Annotated in this window: 13 protein-coding genes; 1 reads left to right on the plus strand and 12 read right to left on the minus strand. The window is 70.0% G+C overall.

Going from position 1 to position 16,499, the window contains the following annotated elements; genetic code table 11:
• Positions 1-3: 3 nt before the first annotated feature.
• Complete coding sequence (locus NM203_RS08565; RefSeq protein ID WP_255059411.1) at positions 4-1,206, plus strand: alpha/beta hydrolase family protein; 1,203 nt, start codon at positions 4-6, stop codon at positions 1,204-1,206.
• Between the two features lie 211 nt (positions 1,207-1,417).
• On the opposite strand, the gene NM203_RS08570 is transcribed toward NM203_RS08565, so the two are convergent.
• The 12 genes from NM203_RS08570 to eccA are packed head-to-tail and all read right to left on the minus strand — an operon-like array spanning position 1,418 to position 16,419.
• Positions 1,418-1,984: a hypothetical protein gene (locus NM203_RS08570; protein WP_255059412.1), complete on the minus strand. Its 567-nt coding sequence runs from the start codon at positions 1,982-1,984 to the stop codon at positions 1,418-1,420.
• Positions 1,985-1,993: 9 nt separating this feature from the next.
• Positions 1,994-2,923 (minus strand): type VII secretion protein EccE, encoded by a 930-nt coding sequence (eccE, locus tag NM203_RS08575; protein WP_255059413.1) that lies wholly within the window; start codon positions 2,921-2,923, stop codon positions 1,994-1,996.
• On the minus strand, positions 2,920-4,263 hold the full coding sequence (gene mycP / locus NM203_RS08580; RefSeq protein WP_255059724.1) for a type VII secretion-associated serine protease mycosin: 1,344 nt from the start codon (positions 4,261-4,263) through the stop codon (positions 2,920-2,922). Before mycP ends, eccE begins: the two co-directional genes overlap by 4 nt.
• A gap of 56 nt (positions 4,264-4,319) precedes the next feature.
• On the minus strand, positions 4,320-5,753 hold the full coding sequence (gene eccD / locus NM203_RS08585; protein WP_255059414.1) for a type VII secretion integral membrane protein EccD: 1,434 nt from the start codon (positions 5,751-5,753) through the stop codon (positions 4,320-4,322).
• A complete protein-coding gene (locus NM203_RS08590) occupies positions 5,717-6,598 on the minus strand; it encodes an ESX secretion-associated protein EspG (RefSeq protein WP_255059415.1) in 882 nt (293 codons plus the stop codon). The genes eccD and NM203_RS08590 overlap by 37 nt, the downstream gene beginning before the upstream one ends.
• Entirely contained in the window at positions 6,586-6,876 is a 291-nt protein-coding gene (locus tag NM203_RS08595; protein ID WP_255059416.1) for a WXG100 family type VII secretion target, read from the minus strand. Before NM203_RS08595 ends, NM203_RS08590 begins: the two co-directional genes overlap by 13 nt.
• Before the next feature lie 29 nt (positions 6,877-6,905).
• Positions 6,906-7,199 carry a type VII secretion protein EsxS gene (locus NM203_RS08600; RefSeq protein WP_255059417.1) on the minus strand — a complete coding sequence of 98 codons (294 nt, stop codon included), beginning with the start codon at positions 7,197-7,199 and terminating at the stop codon, positions 6,906-6,908.
• Positions 7,196-8,764 carry a PPE family protein gene (locus tag NM203_RS08605; protein WP_255059418.1) on the minus strand — a complete coding sequence of 523 codons (1,569 nt, stop codon included), beginning with the start codon at positions 8,762-8,764 and terminating at the stop codon, positions 7,196-7,198. Before NM203_RS08605 ends, NM203_RS08600 begins: the two co-directional genes overlap by 4 nt.
• A 2-nt stretch (positions 8,765-8,766) precedes the next feature.
• Positions 8,767-9,075 carry a PE family protein gene (locus NM203_RS08610; RefSeq protein WP_255059419.1) on the minus strand — a complete coding sequence of 103 codons (309 nt, stop codon included), beginning with the start codon at positions 9,073-9,075 and terminating at the stop codon, positions 8,767-8,769.
• Complete coding sequence (eccCa, locus tag NM203_RS08615) at positions 9,075-13,094, minus strand: type VII secretion protein EccCa (protein ID WP_255059420.1); 4,020 nt, start codon at positions 13,092-13,094, stop codon at positions 9,075-9,077. The genes NM203_RS08610 and eccCa overlap by 1 nt, the downstream gene beginning before the upstream one ends.
• A complete protein-coding gene (gene eccB / locus NM203_RS08620) occupies positions 13,091-14,605 on the minus strand; it encodes a type VII secretion protein EccB (RefSeq protein ID WP_255059421.1) in 1,515 nt (504 codons plus the stop codon). The genes eccCa and eccB overlap by 4 nt, the downstream gene beginning before the upstream one ends.
• On the minus strand, positions 14,602-16,419 hold the full coding sequence (eccA, locus tag NM203_RS08625) for a type VII secretion AAA-ATPase EccA (protein WP_255059422.1): 1,818 nt from the start codon (positions 16,417-16,419) through the stop codon (positions 14,602-14,604). Before eccA ends, eccB begins: the two co-directional genes overlap by 4 nt.
• Positions 16,420-16,499: the final 80 nt, after the last annotated feature.

Below are 16,499 nucleotides of genomic sequence, written 5' to 3' on the forward strand. Positions count from 1 at the left end.
GCTGTGGTCGGAGAGTCGTCGAGCGTTCCCGTCTATCCGCCCATCCCGGTTCCCGACGTTCCCGGAGCCGATGCGACCGCCCGCGGCCTGCCACGGCGCCAGGACCTGACATGGAAGCAGAAGGTCATCGTCGACGGTTCCGCTGTCGCGGACATCGGGTTGCGCACCGCGATCGCGTCGATCGTCGGAACGGCGATGCTGCCGACGATCGCGGGCGCCCTGCTGCGGCCTGAGGACTCCCGTGCCGAGCGCGATGCCCTTCGGTTCTACGCCGAACTCGGTGCCGCCAGGGACCCGGCGCTGTCGTTCCCCGCCCCGTCCGAGCCCCCGCGCGTCGCGTCGCGGCCCGCCAACCCGGTGGCCGAGTGGCTCGCTCACGGCAGCGTGCACGACATCAGGTTCAGAAGCAGCTTCGAAGCCGTCAATCCCGCTGTGCGAGAACGTCGTCGGGGCTATGAGCGTAACAACGTGGTGCACGCCCAGCACTGGCGGCACGACGACGGACCGCACCCCACGCTGTGCCTGATCCACGGTTTCATGGGTTCGGCCTACCTCTTCAACGGGTTGTTCTTCTCGCTGCCGTGGTTCTACCGGTCAGGATACGACGTGCTGCTGTACACACTGCCGTTTCACGGTCGGAGGGCCGAGAAGCACTCGCCCTTCAGCGGTTACGGCTTCTTCGCCGACGGGTTCGCGGGCTTCGCGGAGTCGATGGCCCAGGCCGTGCACGACTTCCGGTCGGTTCTCGACTATCTCGAGTACACGGGGGTGGATCGCATCGCCCTGACCGGGATGTCACTCGGCGGCTACACCTCGGCGCTGATCGCCGGCGTCGACGACCGCATCCAGGCCGTCATCCCGAATGTGCCTGTGGTGACTCCGGAGTCGCAGTTCGACGAGTGGTTTCCCGCGAATCTCCTCGTCAAGCTCGGCAACCGCATCGCGGGTACCGATCCGGAACTGTCGTCGGCGGCGGCGCGCTACCACTCACCGCTGAACTACCCTCCGCTGGTACCGAAGGACCGCAGGCTCATCATCACCGGGCTCGGCGATCGGCTGGCCCCGCCCGAGCAGGCCGAGGCGCTGTGGCGGCACTGGGATCGCTGCGCGTTCCACTGGTTCCCCGGAAACCACATCCTGCACGTCAGCCAACCCGACTACCTGCGCCGGATGACGCGGTTCCTACGCGGGTTCATGTTCGAGTAGCCGTTTTCTGCACCTGGGTCGTGCAACGCGTCACCACCGACGACCCTCGTGCGGAACTCGGCACGGGTGTCACCCAACTCTGCACGAGGGTCATTGATCGCGTCACAACACAGCCATCGTGCAGCACTCGGCGCTGTCGACACTGATTTCTGCACCGGGGTCGTGCATCGCGTCACCACCGACCACCCTGGTGCAGAAGTCCAGTAGCCACTCAGAGGATCCCGCCGCCGCCGAGCAGGCCGCCGGGCGGCGTGTCCCCCGGCGCGGGAGCCTGTTGATTGGGGAACGGCACCCGCGACGACGGGCTCACGCTGATCGGCGTGCGCAGCGAGGGGGTCGGTGCCTGCCGCGACTGCGGCGGGGCCGGGGTCGGCGTCGGCGTGGACACCGCCGCCGTCGTCCGCGGATTCGCCGGCACGGCCGTGGTCACCGGCACGGCGGTGGGCACCGGCGCATCGGGAGGCGGCGCCGGAGCCGGCGGCGGCGTTTCCGCGACGGGTTGACCGGTGCTGACCTGAGCCGGCGTGGGACGGGTGGACGATGTCTCCGGCACCGGACCGGTCGGGCCCGGATCCGGCCACATCAGCACCACGCCGATCGCGACACCCGCGACCGCTGCGACCGCGAGCAACCCGACCGAACGGCCGCGCCGGTCCCCCGCAGACTCGTCGGCCACCGGCCCCTCCACCGGAACCTCGGTCGTCGTCGTATCGCCGGCGACGGGCTCGAAGAGGTACTCGAACTCACCTCGCGCTTCGCCGGGGTGTGGCCCCGCCATGCGGCGATACTACAAGTGGCTTTGCTGCACCGGCGCCGACTTCGTCGACCCGACCCGCCACGTGATGCGCTCGAGCAGCCCGTCCGGTACCGGGACCTCGGCGATACCCAACCGCCCAGCCGACGTGGGATCCAGCGCGGTCAGCAGTGGACGCTGCGCTCCGCGGTGCACGACGAGACCGTCCAGTGGCGCGCCGCGCACGGGTTCGGCGGTCCGGACGGCACATGCCGCCGCGACCGTCGGGCGCGCCGTAGTCCCGCTGAACTCCAGCGTCACCCACGTCTCGGTGGGCTGGGCCGACACCTCGGCGAGCCGATCTCCCAGCCGGTCGTCGACGCGAAGGCCGTAGGCGGAGACGAACCCGAACTCGTCGTCGACACCGGTCCACGTCTCCCTGCCGGACTGGCCGAGCAGCGCAGCGGCGGCGTTGACGGCCGTCACCTCCAGTCCCGTCTCGCGCAGATGGTCCGCGAGCCGGCGGCCGACGACCTCCGTCGTGTCGTACAGCGGCAGGTCGGGCGACCGGGCCCGCAGGGCCGCCAGGTTGTCCACCGCGTCCAGCGTCATCCCGATCCACGTCGTGCGAGCGCCGACCCGATCGCGGCTGGTGATGCGCACGCTGGCGCACCTCACACCGAAACGGTCGACGTAACCCGCGACCAGTGGCAGCGAAAGATCCACTCCCGCAGGATCGTCCACCTGTAGGAGGATCATCATCCGATCGGCGTGGCGGCGAGCGGGCGTCGTTCCGCGCCTGCGCCACATCGCGATCCTACGGCTGAGCATCGTCGTCAGGAACAGTCCACGCCACCACGCGAAGGTGATCAGCATGACGGCGACCGCGCCCCCGACGATCCAGCGGTCGATCACCGACTGCCACGGGTACGCCATGGCGGCCAGCACGACGGCCAACAGCGCCAACGAGATTCGGATGGTCACAGGGTCTCCTTCCGGCGGTTCGCAGCGACCGCCGCAGTCACAATCGCTCCGAGCACCAGCACAGCGGTGCCCGCCAGCGCGACGGCTCGCGGGGTGTGGTCCTCGGACGCGGGTTCGGCGGGCGCCGCGATCGCCTCGGACGCCACCGCGCCGCCGTCCTCGGCCACCGCACTGACGTCCCACGTGAGCGCCGCGGTCGGATCAACCGCTCCGGCGCCGACGAGGTTCGACGGCGCCCGAGCGGCGCCGCGGGCGCTCGCGGTCATCCGATCGACCACCTGCTGCGCCTTCAACTCGGGAAACCTGCTGCGCACCAACGCCACGACGCCCGACACGTAGGCCGCCGCGAAACTCGAGCTCAACAGAGGGAAGAGCTCACCCTTATCGTTGGGCAGGGCGTTCGCCAGACCGCCGTCGTCACCGTTGCCGACCGAGGCGATGAACTCACCGGGTGCGGCGATGCCCACCCACGGTCCGGCCATCGTGAACGCCGACGCCCGGCCGGTCGGGGTGAGCGAACCGACCGACAGCACGTACTGGTTCCACATCGACGGGATCGACACCGACGTCACGCCCGCCCAGTCGCGCGGGTCCTCGGGCCTGCCGGGATCCGACAGCGGATTGGAGGGGCACGCCGAGCCGGGGTTCAGCCCGGCCTGATTGTTTCCGGCCGCGGCGACGACGACGGCGTCCTTCTCGACGGTGGCGTATCGCAGCGCGGCGCCCAGCGGGTTCTGGTCGACGTCGACTCCCGCGGGGAAGCACGTCACCGACGACACGTTGATGACACGGGCGCCGAGGTCGGCGGCGCGAACGACGGCCCGCGCCAACGTCGTGACGTCGACGACGGCACGGGTGACGACGGGGTCCTGCCGCGCCGCTGCGGACGCATCCCGCGGCGAGAACTTGGCCGACGTCGACCGAATCGACAGCACGCGCGCGCCGGGCGCCACCCCGGAGAACCCATCCGGGCCAGGCTGTCCCGCGATGAGGCCCGCCACCAGCGTGCCGTGGCCGTCGCAGTCGGTCAGACCGTCGGTCGACTCGACGAAGTCACCGCCGGGCTCGACGTTCGGCAGCCGCGGACCCGGCCGCACCCCGGTGTCGATGACCGCGACGAGTTGCCCGTCGCCCCTGCTGAACTCCCACGCCTCCGGCAGGGTGAGCATCGGCTGGTTCGGGCCCGCAGCACCGGGGTCGGTACCGGGCAGCACGCCCGCCACCGCGCACGGCGACCGCTGTGCGTACGTGGTCACCGGGCCAGCGGCACCCGGTGGCGGGGCCACCCCCGGCGCGACCTTCGGCGGCGTGATCGCTCCAGCGGCCGGGCAGGCGGTCATCGCGACGGCGGCAACGGCCGTCAGCACCGCGAGTCCCCTGCGCGTCGAAAGGCGCGTCACCGATTGAGCACCCACGCGAAGAGTCCGACGAGGAAGGCGAGCACCGGTATCAGCGACGCGTCGACACCGGACGACAGGAAGCCGACCAGTCGACGCGTCGGCAGCGAGTACGTGTCCGGCGAGGCCACCTTCGGGAACAGCGCGGCGACGACCCACAGCGCGGTCAACGCGGCCAGCGCGCCCAAGACCCACCAGGCGGCGGTGAACCGGCCCTCGGCGATGAACGCCACCAGGAATCCGAGCGCGATCAGGAACGGCTGGGCCAGTAGCCACGCCTTGCACGGTGCGGAGTCCCACACCCTGGCCCGCAGCACGGCGCCGAGCGCCACCGCTGCGCCGACGTACCAGGACCAGTACGAAACACCCTGCGGCGCAGCGATCGTCACTGCACCCGCGGTGCCGAGCAGCACCCCGCCGGCGATGAAACCCGTCTGATGCGAATCGCTGAGGCGAACCCGGCGCGGCAGATCGCGCAGCACCCCGATGGGCGGCGCTGACGGCGTCGGATCGCCCGGCGCCGGAATCTGCGGGACGGGGAAGCGCGCCCACAGCGCGGACAGCTGCGGCGCCTGCACGGTCACCAGCAGTGCCAGCACGATCAGTATCGCGGCCACGACGGACGTGCTCGGTTCCCAGAGCACCGACGTTCCCGCGGTGACGATCACCCCGAAGCCGACTACGGAGACCGCCGTGAAGACGGCGATCGCCCGTTCGGCGATGGTGATGCTGACGATCGACCACGCCGTCACTCCGGCGGCGGCGAGCAACACCTGGGCCGCGCCGAAGTCGCCGGGCACCGCCAATGCGAAAGCCGCAGCGATCGGAGCCAGCGCGGCAACCGACAGTGCGGTCGACAGGTGCTGCGACGCCGCCCGCACCATCAGCGCCCCGAGGACCGTGGCGACGGCGACAGCGCTGGCGACCACGAGCGCCGCGCTGCCTCCGGTGCTCGCGCGGTGGAGAGCCGCCAGCGCGGTGGCCACCACGATCAGTCCGACCAGGGCCACCCCGGCGAATCGACCGATGTGTGTTGACCCCCAGGGCTTCTCGCGCGCGGCCGAGAAGATCACCGCGGCGTCACCGATGTCCTCGACGATGCGCGGCGCGGCCGGTCCGGCGGGAACGGGCTGCAGCGCCAGCAGGTCGCCGTCGACCACACCCACGGTGTCGAGCGTGGCGTCGAGACTGAACGGAGCACCGCCGACCGGCGCGAGCGAGAGCGTCATCGGAGTCGCGTCGTCATCGTCGTCGCTCGGCGGCAGTGCCAACCTGCGGACCGTGGGCAGGATCTCGCGCAGCGGCAGTTCGGTGGGCAGTGCCATGTCGGTGACGCGACCGCCGGCCTGACCGTCCGAGCCGCCGGTGGCCAAGACGGCGACGCGGACGATCGGCATCACCGACGCGCGTGGGGTGTGAGTGGTGAGTGACATTCCACGTATTCCGTTCTCTGGTCGAAATCTCGAATCAAGTGCGTGTGCGGGAACCAGGGCCCATCGGGAAGCGTTGCGGTGAGCCGCTCGACCGCGGTGGCGATCGCCAGCGGGGTGCCGGGGGTGAAGGTGGAGATCCATTCGCCGTCGAACGCCTTCGACGGTGACACCAGGATCCGGCCCGCCGACGTGTCGACGACGCTGACGCCGACGTCGGTGCTGATTCGGTGTCCGTCGCGGTGATCACCCGCGACGATCTCGACGTAGCTGCGGTCGGGTGCGTAGGCGGCCTCGACCACGTGGTGCGCCGACGGTGGGATACCGAGGAAGTCGAGCACGTCCACGAGATCGGCTCCGTCGCGGAGGTTCTCGTCGGCGCGCGCACCGATGCGGGCGGGAACGGCGAAGTCGTCGAACACGGCGGGTGGGCGGCGCGACAGCCCCGCGGTCAGGATCGGCACCAGCGCCTCCGGGTGGTCGACGTCCACCTCGGTGAACGTCACCAACCCGCCGCTGCGCAGAGCGACGACGGTCGTGCCGTCGGTGCGGGCTACGAGACCCCGCAACATGCGGCCGGGGCCGCTGACGAAGCGGAGCTCGAGCCAGCGCCGAGCCCGGCACGTCACCGTGATCCACTGGCGGACAGCCGAGTTGACAGCGCCGTCGACCACCACCCCGAGCTCGGTCAGCTCCGCGGTCAGCCGAGAGACCACCTCCGCGCGGGCGGCGGTGTCGCTGTAGGGCGGCGTGACGGCGAGCACCCACGGAATGCTCCCGGCGCTCACCGCATCGGCGACGAACCAGGCCTGATCGGCGGTCAGCTCGACGGCGTTCAGGCGCCCCACTTGGCGCCCTGCGCCGCATCGCGAGCACTCATCGACAGGGTGTTCGTCTCGTGCGTCGCGGCCATGGCGCGGTATGCGCGCACCAACTCCTCGAGGCTGGTGTTCCACTGAGCCTGCCACGCCTGGTAGGTCATCCCGGTGTCGCCCTGCCAGGCGCCCGACAGCGCCGCCTGCTCGCTCGCGACGTCGGAACCGACGGCGTGCAGCGCTCCCGCGTAACCGTTCATCTCCGCCGACAGCGCCAGCATCGCCGGGTAGTTGTACATGATCTGAGACATCGTGAAATCCTTTCGGCTCGTTGGTCGGATCAGATGCCGGTGTAGGTGGACGCGGCGGCCGCGTCCTCGGCGACGTAGGTCGATGCGGCGTCGCCGATGTTGGCCTGTGCCACGTCCAGCAGGTGGTTGACGCGCGCCGACACCTCGATGAAGCGGGCGTGCGCGGCCTGGAAGGCGGCGGCGGACTCGCCCATGTGGAAGGCCTGCGAGCTCTGAGCGGCCTGCTCGGCCTGAGCGACCGTGCTGCGCATCAGCGCGGCCTTGGCCGAGAACGCCGCTTCGGACGCGACGAGTTGTGGGATGTGAGCGTCGAGCATGCTCATGATAACTCCTTATCTGTTTTCGTTTCCCAGTCGCCGGGGAGCAACGGGTTGACGGGTCCGCCTCCGAAGGAATCCGCCGCCAGCTCGGTCAAACCGGCTGCCTTGGAATCACTTTCGGAGCGTGTGCCTGCGAACCCCATGGGGCCCGCACCGTGCGCCGACGCACTGGTGTGCGGTCGGGCCGGCGGGGCGGGTTCGGGATCGGCCTCGGGTTCGTAGTCCATGTAGGCGTCGGCGTAGCCGCGTTCCTGGACGGTCTGCTTGCGCTTACGCCGCGACTTGCGCTGCGCCAGCGACGGCGCCGCCGCCGCGGCGGCCGACGAGGCGATGAGGTCCGCCGCGGGCGCCTTTGCGCCGGTGCCCTCGCGGAAGGTCGGAGACTCCCCGCCGGGATCGAACGGCGGCACCGCATAGGCCACCGCGGCACCGACACCGGGGGTGGCGGGCGCCCCGCTCGGGGGCGCACCGCCGGCCACCGTCGACGCCGGGGCGGCACCCGACGGACCGGGAACGGTGGGGGACACGGTGGTGCCGCCCAGATCGGGTTGCACGACCGGCCTGCTCTGCTGGGGTGCGGGCGCCGCCTCCTGAACGGGCTCGGGAGCCGGCTCGGGGTCCGGCTTGGCGAGGTAATCCTGCAGCAGGGGGACTCCGATGCCCAACCCGATCGCCAGCAGCGGCTGCAGCAGAAGCTGCGGATAGGTCAGCGACGCGCCGACCCACGAAACCGCCTGGTATGCAACGGCGAACAGGAAGGGACCGTACTGCACCAGCGTCGGCCCCGGATTGGTCAGCAGTCCGGTGATGAGCTGGAAGGTGTTGCCGACGGGATCCTCGAAGAACGTGAGGATGGGTTCGAAGAGCGAATACGTGTACTCGGTGTAGGCCTGGTAGAACTGCGTCAGCGCCTGAAGCAACTGCTGCAGGACGTCGGCGTTGAGCAACGCGCTGCCCGCGTCGGCCGCCTGCACCTGGGCCAGCGACTGCCGAGCCGACGCCAGTGAACTGCCAGTCTCCCCGACCCCCGGCGCCAGCAGCATCGGCGCGGGCGTGGACATCGGCGTCGCCGCGACGGCGGCACCCGACACCGCCTGGTACACACCCATGGTGGTCGCCGCCTGGATCCACATCCGCACGTAGTCGGCCTCGTTCAGCGCGATCGGAATCGTGTTGATGCCCAGGAAGTTCGTACCCACCAGCACACCGTGGATCGTGTGGTTGAGCGCCAGCTCGACCAGCGTCGGCATGGTGGCCAGCGCGGTGGAGTACGCCGCGGCTGCGGTCTCGTGCTGCGCCGCCGCAGCTGCGCTGTTGGCGCTCGCCTGGGCCAGCCACGCGAGATACGGGGCGTGCGCCGCCACGTACTGCTCGGCACTGGGCCCCTCCCAGGCGCCGGCCTGAACCGCACCGAGCAGGCTGGTGAGTTCAGCTGCCGCACTGGCGTATTCGGTGGACAACGACTGCCACGCCCCCGCGGCCGCCAGCAGTGCCCCGGGGCCAGGGCCGCTGCTCAGCATCGCGGAGTGCACCTCGGGAGGGAGGGCCATCCACACGGGGGCGGTCATGATCAGGTACCAGCCACCAGGTAGGACGTCGCGGCCTGGGCATCGCCCGCTGCATAGCTGGTGGCCGACTCGCCGACGCCGACACCGGACCGGCCGAGTTCCTCGACGCCGAGGGCGGCCAGCGCGCTGTGCTGGGTTCCGTGTGCGCTGAGACCTGCGGCGGTCTGCAACGACACGGCGTCGACCGCGGGTGGCAGGACGGTGCTGATCAGCGGAGCCGCGGCGGCGTGTACCGCTGCAAGGCGAGCGGTCAGCGCCTCGACGGACGAAGCCGCCGCGGCGAGCCCCTCGGGAACGACGCGCAGGGTCATCAGGTGAACTCCCTTCCTCTGTTTCCGGGGTAGCCCGGCCCTCCGGGCACTGCGCCCTCATCCGCGAACGGGTTGACCAACTGCAGGAACTCGGGCTCGTCGCCGTCGTCGAGCAGCATCGCGCGGCCGACGGGCAGGCGCGTGAAGCGGTGCCCGCGGATCTTGCCGCTGTCCTGTGGGTTCCCCGACATCATCAGCGTCCGTGCCTGCAACTCGTTCATGCGACGCAGCAGCGGAGCCGTCATGAGCGCATGTGCCGAACCGGTCGCACGCGCGGTCACGATCACGCGCAGCCCCAGTTCGGCTGCCTGCGAGAGCAATCCGATGATCCCGGTCCAGGGCCGCTGCCCGACGTACGGGCCGCTGATCGCCGGCGCATCCGGTACCTGGTCGACGTCGTCGATGATCAGGTAGTGCACCTGCCCGTCCCGGTCGGACCGATAACGCCACCCGCTGAGCTCCTGGGGCGTCAAACCCGCAGGCGGGCGGCGCTTCTCGAGCAGAGCGGCCAACCCGAGCATGGCCGGGGTGACGCGGTCGATGTTCGGGGTGTACTCGTTGTCGGGGAAGATCGGCTCGTCGACGAGGTGCAGCCTGCGATCGATCACCGTGAACGCGACCTCCTCGGCGGTCGAGTTCACCCGGATCGTACGGATCAGGTGACGCAGCAGCGTCGTCTTGCCCGACTTCGCGTCGCCGAACACCATCAGCAGCGGATTGTGCGCGAAGTCGACCGACACCGCGGCCAGATCCTCCTCGCGCTGGCCGATGACGATGCGCTCGGGTGCCGGGTACAGGGGTGCGACGACAGCCGGCGGAAGATCGTTCGGCAGCAGCCGCACCGGGGGTGCTTCCAGGCCGGGGTGGCGCGCATTGATGACCGCGACGTCTTCTAGGGACGGCTTGGCGAAGAGGAAGTGTTCGGCCGCCATCGTCAGGCCTCGGCCCGGCTGGTCGGCGGGCACACTGTCGGCGGGCCGACGCAGCGCACCGACGACCCGCACGTTGCTGTCCTGCGCATCGGACAGTTTGAGCTCGAGTCGCAGGCCCAGACCGTCGCGCATGGCCAGCGGCACCTCGAGCCAGTTCGGCGTCGCGATCAGCACGTGAATTCCGTAGGACATCCCCGTGTTCGCGAGCTCGGTCACCCTCGCCAGCAACGGGTTACGCGTGTTGAAGGCGTCGGTGTTATCGCGGCTGAGCGCGTACAGGTTGTCGATCACCAAGAAGATCTCGCCGTAGGGGTCACGCTCCCCACGGTTGTCTCCGTTCTGGCCGCGGGCCCGGCGCGCACGGAGCAGCTGCTCGAGCTCACCGAACGTGCGGCGGATCCGCTCGGGTTCCAGCGGAGAGGCGACGCTGCCGACGTGCGCGAGATCCTCGAGGGCGCCCAACTGACCGCCGCCGTAGTCCAGGCAGTAGAACGTGACGTCGCGCGGCGAGTGCAGGGCGGCTGCGGAGAGGATGAACGTCTGCAACGCCGTGGTCTTGCCCGACTTGGGCCCCCCGTGGATCACCACGTTCGACGCGGCGGACGTCGCGTCGAACACCAGCGGGTCGCGACGCATATGGAATGGCCGGTCGATCTCGCCGAGCGGCCAACGCCACTGCCGCTCCGAAATCTCCGAGCGGGCGAGCAACTCGTCGAGTGGGATCGACTCCTCGAGCGGCGGCAGCCACAGCCGCGGCGCCTTCGGCCCGTAGTGCATGAGCTGATCGCCGATCGTGGCGACGAGTTTGCGCGGCGGCCGCTCGTCGTGCACAGCGGGTTCGGTGACGACGACGGTGTCGGGAGCCCCCTCGACGTGCTGCGCCGTGAACAGGACCGGCTCCGGAACCGCCGACACCACAATCGACTTCTCGATACGGGGCGGGTCGTAGATGCCGTCGACGTAGGTGCTGCGGAACTTGACCGGCAGCGCGCCGGGCGTCGGCACCAGGAAACCCTCGCCCTTGTGTTCGGGGCCCGCCTCGATGTGGAACGCGTCCTCGACACCGATGATCTGACGGCTGACGCTGGGGCTCGCCACCTTCAGGCCGATGCGGTACGACGTGTTCTTGTCGATGTCCTTGATCCGGCCCACGTCCAGCGTCTGCGACGCGAACAGGATGTGGATCCGGAACGACCGGCCCTTGCGCGCAACGTAATCGAACAGGTCGGCGTACTCGGGGTGGTCGGCCAGCATGAGCGAGAACTCGTCGGCCACCACCAGCAGGGTCGGCAGCGGCGGCAGGTCGTGGCCCGCGGCGATGGCGCCCTCGTATTCGAGCACCGAGTTGAACGCGCTGCCCTGGACCCGCCTGCCCGCCTCCATCAGCAGTTGCTCCCGCCGGGCGACCTCACCGCGCAGAGTGTCGGCGAACCGGTCGGCGAGTGAGCGCTTCTCCGCCATGTTCGAGATGACGGCGACGACCTGCGGGAAGTTGCGGAAGATGTCGGCGCCGGCCTCACCCTTGAAGTCGGCGTAGATGACGATCAGCCGGTCCGCCGAGTGAGTGGTCAACAGCGCCAACAGGATCGACATCAGCGTCTGCGACTTGCCGGAACCGGTCATGCCGATCATCAGGCCGTGCGGGCCCATGCCGCCCTCGGCCTCGTCCTTCAGGTCGAAGAGCAGGGGCTCGCCGGTGGCCGTGACGCCGATGGGAACCCGCAGTTCGTCGAATCTGGTGCGCGGCGCCCACAGGCTCGCGACGTCGAGCGCCGCGGCATCCGGGATGCCGATGAGCTTCGAGAACGTCGCGATGCCGGCGTTGCTGGTCCGCGCGTGGGTCGGGTTGGAGTCCCACCGTGAGAGCCTGCGCGCGATGTGGCGTGCGTGCGCGACGTCGACGTGATCGGCAGTGTCGACGAACGGCTGCCAGCCGCCCTGCTGCCATCGCTGGAGAGTGCAACTCGACCCCCCGGTCGCTGCGCTCCTGCCCGCCGAACCGACGACGCGCAGGACCGGGCGCTCCGGGTCGGCGTACTGCTCGCGATGCGGCTCGTCGTCGCTCCGGTGAATCAGGGTGACCCCCGCCAGCCCGCCCCGCGGAACCAGCGTCTCGATATCGGCTTCCGCGTCGTCGACGACGATCACCAGGTGCCTGGCACCCTCGTCGGTGACGCCGAACGGAGCGCGATCGTCGAGCACGGGATCGAGCAGCTCGCGCAACCGCGCCGGGCTGGAGGAGAGATAGCGGGCCGGGCCTGCTCCGTCGATGCTGTGTGGAACATCGTTGTGCGGCAACCATTTCAGCCACGACCAGTCATCGGCTTCCGGATCGGGCGCCACGACGGCGACACCCAGCACCGCCGGGTCGTGCCACACGACGGCCTGCAGGAGCCACGCGCGCAGCGCACCCCTGATCTCCTCGGGATCTCCGACCAGCGTGATGCGGGACAGCCTCCCGAGCTCGATGCCCGCCGGTAGGTCGCGGACCGTGCGCTGGACGTCGAGCAGACCGCGCAGCGTGCTGTGCGACACCGGTTCGAGGTCCACCTCGTCGGCGGCGTCCTTGACCTTCAAAGTCGCGCTCAGCGGCGCATCGTGCAGACCCGCGCGCAGCACCAGGAAGTCGGCGTCGTGCGGGTCGCGCTCCCACTGGCGACGGGTGCCCGGCACGTCGGCCAGCAGGGCCGGGTCGGGGTGTGACCACTCGGCGGACGCCCTCTGTTCGGCGGCGTGCGCGCGCACGTTGTCCCGGACCACCGACAGATAGCGCAGATAGTCGGCGCGCTCGGCGTCGACCTCCTCGGTGCGCATCTTGTTGTCGGTCCCCCGGTACAGCGCCGTGGCCGCGAGCAGCAGCACGAACGGAAAGAACAGCGTCGTCGGCGAGATCAGCCGCATACCGGTGGCCACCAGAGCCACGATCATGCCGACGACCAGGATGACGATCAGGTAGGGCAGTACCCGGCGCAGCAGCGACGGCGGGATCACCCTCGGCAACTCCGGGGGTGGTTCGATCGTGATGGTGCCCTTGCGCGTCGCCGGAGCCGGAATCCGGCGGCGCGCCTCGAAGATGATGCGGCTCACGGATTCTCCTGCATGAGAACGGCGGGGCGGGGGTCGGCGGCGAGCCCGTCGTGGGCGAGCAGCGCGTCACCACGTGACAGCGTCGGCCCCTCCGCGAACTGACTGAGGATCGACCACGGGATGGGCAGCGTGGGACCGGTGAGTCCCAGTGCGGCAACGGTTTTGTCGTCGTGCTCGTCGTCGACGCCGTACCGCACACCGGTGTCGCTGACCCAGAAGCGGGCGCCGCCGGTGTCGACCAGGTAGCCACGACCGGGGGAGATGACGACCCGGTCAGCCGTTGCGCCCGTGCCGGCACCCACCAGTGAGACGGCCCGTAGATCGTCGTCGATCGGCAGAGTCACGCCGGACCGCAGCACCACGGTGGCGCTGGTGGCGTCGGCGGTGCGGTACCACTGCGCGCACGTCAGCGGCGCCGCCTCGGGTTCGACGAGTGTCACCGGTTCCGCGGGGTAGGCCCCGACGTCGATGGCATCGGCGACCGGCAGCCGGGAGATCTCGTCGGCGCCGAGACGAGGCGGTTGATCGAGACCGTACGAGTTGGCGTTGCGCAGGATCGCCGCGACCACCGGGGACACGGGCTGCAGCCCGTCCGCGAGGATCGCGTAGTGCCGCAGCGTGTTGTCGGCGTCGAAGGACGTGACGACCGACCCCACGGGAAACGGCACGGGGTAGCCGGGCGCGCCACCCGCACCCGCTATCGGCGGTACCCGCAGCGCCGGGGCTTCCGGGAGCGCGTTGAACAAACCCGGTGAAATCGTCGGCGCCGGAGGGGGTTCGGCCCCCAGCCCGACGGCGGTGGTGACGGCGCGGTCGCTGAGGTCGACCGGGCTGCGCTTGCCGTCCCACAGCAGCCAGCTGCCGCCGTCGGGCCCGGCGGCGTTGTCCACCAGTACCGCGGTGCCGCTCGGCAGGACGGCGGCGCGTTCGTCACCGTCGCTCAGCGGGCCCGCGATCACGGTCGTGCCGGTGGCCGGTCCGGAGATGCCGTCGCACACGGTCCAGTCCGCATCGCGAGAGGTGTTCTGCACCATGCGTTCCGGGGCACCGGGGATACCGACGAGGTTGCCGCGGGGGAACGCGTCGAGCTCGCTGCCCTTGACCATGTCCGGGTTCTCGGGGCGACCCGCGATCAGCCGAGCTGACGTCAGGTTCAGCACCGGATGCAGTTGCTCGCCCAGCCGGACGTAGAGCGCCGACGTCTCGCGGTCCGCGAGGATCGCGCTGTCACCGGCCACGCCGGACGGGCGGATCAGCGAGAAGATGAAGCAGCCCGCGACGCCGGTGGCGAGCAGCAGGGCGCCGACGAGGACCGCCCGCGACTGACTTCGCAACGGGTCGACGAGCATCCTGGTGTCGTGCAGCGCGACGCCGGATGCGATGCGCCGCATGACGAATCGCCACCCGGAGACCTGATGGCGCGTGACGAATCCGCGCCGGTACCGGACGTGGTCGGGGTTCTCGTTGGTCGGGGTGCGCGAGGTGAACTCGCGGCGCGGCTGATTCGTCATTCGGGCACCCGCAAGCCGAGGCCGCGGAGCAGCGGAATGGCGGAATTGCTGACGTCGGTGTCGGTGATGGTCATCAACTCGTCGTCGGTGAAGTCATCGGCGTCGGAGTGGTCGAGGCGGTACTCCCGCTCCTCCTCCGAGCGCTCGACGAGGTTGCGGACGAAGCGGCCGTTACCCGCGATGTCGAGGCTGCGCCGTTCGACACCGGCGGCGTCGGGTGTCGTCGCGCTCGCGAGGTGCGCGAAGAGGGTCTCCATGTGGTCGAGCGCGGCACCGGCGAAGAGGCTGTCGCGCTTCTCGGCCATGCGCACCGCGATCTCGACGAGTTCGTGCGAGGAGTAGGACGGGAAGTCGATGCTGCGAGTGAAGCGCGATCGCAGTCCCTCGTTGGTGTCGAGGAAGTTGTCCAGGTCCTTGCGGTATCCGGCCACGATGACGACCAGCCGGTCGCGGTCGTTCTCCATGCGGGCAAGCAGCGTGTCGATGGCGACGAGACCGAAGTCGTTCTTGGCGCCGGTGGACACCAGCGCGTAGGCCTCGTCGAGGAACAGCACGCCGTCGAGCGCACTGTCGATGATGCCGTTGGTCTTCGCCTCCGTCTCACCGATGTGCTGGCCGATGAGGTCGGCGCGGTGCACCTCGCGAACGGTCTCCTTCTTGAGAATGCCGAGGCCGCAGTAGATCTTGGCGACGACGCGGGCGATCGTCGTCTTGCCGGTTCCCGGTGGACCGGCGAACACCAGGTGGTTGGTGCGCTGCGCCACCGCCAGGCCGCGCTCCTGCCTGCGGATCGACATCGCGACCGAGCTCTTCAGACGCGCGACCTGATACTTCACCTCGTCGAGGCCGATGAACTCGGCGAGTTCGGCCTCCGCCTCGATGAGCAGATGCGCCTTGCGCTCCTTGGCGCCGGGATCGACGAAGTCGGACTCCGTCGGCTCGGTGGCGGGGTCCCACGGGTCGGTGCGGGCGTCGATCCGGGCAGCCGTCGTGGGCACGATGCCGTAGGACGTGTCGGACAGTGCGGCCTCGACCTGGTCGTGCTCGGGGTTCGCCGCGTACAGCTCGGCGAGCACGTCGGTGGCGTCGAGGTCCTCGCCCTGCGCGCGCAGGCACAGCGCCTTCGTCAGGGTGCCGTCGACCACCGCGACGGGTACGGGGCCGCCGGCGTCCTCGAGGTAGGACAGCGCGGGCGCGTACATCCCCAGTCGTGCCAGCGCGATCCCGAGGGCGACCCGGACGGCGTGTGCGATCTCCTCACCCGCGGCGGAGTCGTCACCCACCTGATTCACGATGGGGTTGAGCAGCCGGACGACCTCCGACCAGCGTTCCGTGCGGTGACACATGACGACGCGCACCCAGCGGGCCTGCAGCCACTTCGGCCGCCGCGCGATGAGCGCTGCGACGAGTTCGTCGGCGGCTGCGAACCGGCCCGCATCGCACAGCGTTGTCGCGTAGGCCAATTGGAAGTCGTCGGGCGATGCGGCAGCGAACCGGAGATAGAGCCCGGTGTCGTAGTCGAACGACAGGTCGCCAGGTGGGAGACCGAGCTGCCGCTGCAGCACACCCGCTGTTGCCACGGTGGTCCAGATCGCCTCGATCACCCTCGGGCTGGTGTCACCGGAGGCGGCCAGACCCGTCCACGCGTCACACTGCTCGCGGGCGATTCGGGTTAGCTCGGCGAACCCGGAGCGGGCCGTCGTCAGGTCGGCCGGGCGACGTCGATCGTGCACTGTGAGGCCCAGCGCGCGGCAGCACGTGGCAAACCGACTGAGCACATCACGGTCGACGGCCGCGAGAGTGTCACTACCCATGTGTCTGTGTCACGGAAGCGGTGCGGCCCCCGTATTCTCCCTTATGTATGCCTAAGCTAACTTGCAGAAGTTAGCATCGC

The organism is Mycolicibacterium arenosum, assembly GCF_024320865.1.
In the GTDB taxonomy this organism is placed as follows: Bacteria; Actinomycetota; Actinomycetes; order Mycobacteriales; family Mycobacteriaceae; genus Mycobacterium; species Mycobacterium arenosum.

Excerpts from the sequence above, each read along its gene's own strand:
- NM203_RS08570 (WP_255059412.1), bottom strand. The coding sequence starts at position 1,984 with ATGGCGGGGCCACACCCCGGCGAAGCGCGAGGTGAGTTCGAGTACCTC.
- mycP (WP_255059724.1), bottom strand. The coding sequence starts at position 4,263 with ATGACCGCCTGCCCGGCCGCTGGAGCGATCACGCCGCCGAAGGTCGCG.
- eccD (WP_255059414.1), bottom strand. The coding sequence starts at position 5,753 with ATGTCACTCACCACTCACACCCCACGCGCGTCGGTGATGCCGATCGTC.
- NM203_RS08595 (WP_255059416.1), bottom strand. The coding sequence starts at position 6,876 with ATGTCTCAGATCATGTACAACTACCCGGCGATGCTGGCGCTGTCGGCG.
- NM203_RS08600 (WP_255059417.1), bottom strand. The coding sequence starts at position 7,199 with ATGAGCATGCTCGACGCTCACATCCCACAACTCGTCGCGTCCGAAGCG.
- NM203_RS08605 (WP_255059418.1), bottom strand. The coding sequence starts at position 8,764 with ATGACCGCCCCCGTGTGGATGGCCCTCCCTCCCGAGGTGCACTCCGCG.
- NM203_RS08610 (WP_255059419.1), bottom strand. The coding sequence starts at position 9,075 with ATGACCCTGCGCGTCGTTCCCGAGGGGCTCGCCGCGGCGGCTTCGTCC.
- eccB (WP_255059421.1), bottom strand. The coding sequence starts at position 14,605 with ATGACGAATCAGCCGCGCCGCGAGTTCACCTCGCGCACCCCGACCAAC.
- eccA (WP_255059422.1), bottom strand. The coding sequence starts at position 16,419 with ATGGGTAGTGACACTCTCGCGGCCGTCGACCGTGATGTGCTCAGTCGG.